We start from the raw sequence: 1,359 nt of genomic DNA on the forward strand, positions 1-1,359 counted from the left end.
TGTCGGCGTCGTCTGAAAACTGACCCCGTGTCGACGCGGTGGTTTCTAGGTGCGGTCGCAACACTTCTCTAGATTCTGGAGGTTGTGTTGGCATCGTCGCGTCGGGTGAAGAAGGGGCCGGGACGTCGTCCGCAGTCGGCCAAGCGTCAGCGGTTCATGGAGTTGCGGGCTCGCGGGTGGAGCGTGCGGGCCGCGGCCCGCGAAGTCGGTGTGTCCCGGTCCGCTGCGACGAACTGGACACGCGGTTACAAGACCTACCGCAACGGCGTCGCGGTCGGGTTCGTCCCGCCGCTAGATCGACTAGCGGTCCGCCAGATCAGCACGCGATACCTGTCCCAGGACGAGCGCATCGAGATCGCCGATCTGCATCACTCAGGGCTGAGGGTGCGGACGATCGCCACCCGACTCGGTCGAGCGCCGTCGACGATTTCGAGGGAGCTACGGCGCAACGCACCAGCCGGCCGCGGATATCAGCCCTTCGATGCCCACCGGCGAGCCACCGCGCGACGAGCACGTCACCACCGCCGTCGGGTCGACACCAACGACCAGCTCGGTAACGCGGTCGCCGAGCTGCTTCTTCAGCGTTGGAGCCCCCAACAGATCAGCCGTCACCTCCGCCACCGCTTCCCCGATGATTCATCGATGTGGTTATGCCACGAAAGCATCTATCAAGCTGTCTATCAACCGAATTCACGTTTCATGCGGCCCTCGCGATTAGCGCCGCACCGACGCTCACCGCTGCGCACCGGTCGAGATCACCGCCGAGCGCATCACCGCCAGAGTTGCCGGCGGCCGCGGTTCCAGCAGCCGATGCTCACCATCCACGACCGGTCCTTCTCGGCTGTCGACCGGTCTGAAGCCGGCCACTGGGAAGGCGACCTTATCATCGGTAATAACCACCTCTCGGCGATCGGCACTCTGGTCGAACGCCAGACCCGGATGCTGCGGTTGGTGCATCTGCCTCGCAGTGACGCCGACTCCCTGCACGCGGCCTTGGTGGCCCGCATGAAGGATCTGCCACCCACGCTGATGCGGTCGATCACCTGGGACCAGGGCACCGAGATGGCGCGCCACCTTGCCACCACCGACAAGCTCGGCGCGCCCGTCTACTTCTGCGACTCCAGATCACCCTGGCAACGCGGCACGAACGAGAACACCAACGGACTGCTGCGCGACTACTTCCCGAAGGGCGTCACCCTCATCAGCCACCCGCCGGAGCAGTTGTTGGCCGTCGAACACGAACTCAACCATCGCCCCCGCATGGTCCTCCAAGACCGTTGCCCCGCCGATCTATTCGCTGCCCTGTTAGTCTCGAGTGATCCGTCGGTGTTGCGACGTTGAGTAGAACCCACCCCGTCG

Annotated in this window: 1 protein-coding gene; it reads left to right on the forward strand. The window is 64.8% G+C overall.

Annotated features, from left to right (window positions below; genetic code table 11):
* The first annotated feature begins 87 nt into the window (after positions 1-87).
* Positions 88-1,341, forward strand: coding sequence for an IS30 family transposase (locus AWC17_RS30990; RefSeq protein ID WP_101930934.1), 1,254 nt, complete (start codon positions 88-90; stop codon positions 1,339-1,341).
* The last annotated feature ends 18 nt before the right edge of the window (positions 1,342-1,359 follow it).

Source organism: Mycobacterium nebraskense, assembly GCF_002102255.1.
Taxonomy (GTDB): Bacteria; Actinomycetota; Actinomycetes; order Mycobacteriales; family Mycobacteriaceae; genus Mycobacterium; species Mycobacterium nebraskense.